1 protein-coding gene is annotated in these 290 nt (G+C 47.6%); it reads right to left on the bottom strand.

What is annotated here, in order from left to right:
- Positions 1-99 precede the first annotated feature (99 nt).
- Positions 100-290: hypothetical protein (locus IEQ44_RS17160; RefSeq protein WP_227487620.1), on the bottom strand; the 191-nt coding region annotated here is incomplete at its 5' end.

Raw genomic sequence — 290 nt, forward strand, 5'->3', positions numbered from 1 at the left:
CCAAGGAGGTGTTACTGAGTATTGCGTGCCCAAGCCCGCTTGGCCGCGGACTTGAACTGCTATATCATTGATGTATTATGGACATTATGTATTACCCTGTCATTGTAAGTCGCTCTGGATTAAGAGCGTCTGCCAAATGCTTAAATTGAAAATTGGAAGATTGGGCTGTGGGCTGATAACCCGCTGCGGAAGCAGAAGCAGAGAGAGGCCTTGTGTGCCACGAGGCACGAAGCAGATAGGTAACACTAGCAGGTTAAACATTTCTACTTCTGATTGAACATCGCAGGGTG

The sequence above is a fragment of the Nocardioides malaquae genome (assembly GCF_015070385.1).
Classification (GTDB): domain Bacteria; phylum Actinomycetota; class Actinomycetes; order Propionibacteriales; family Nocardioidaceae; genus Nocardioides; species Nocardioides malaquae.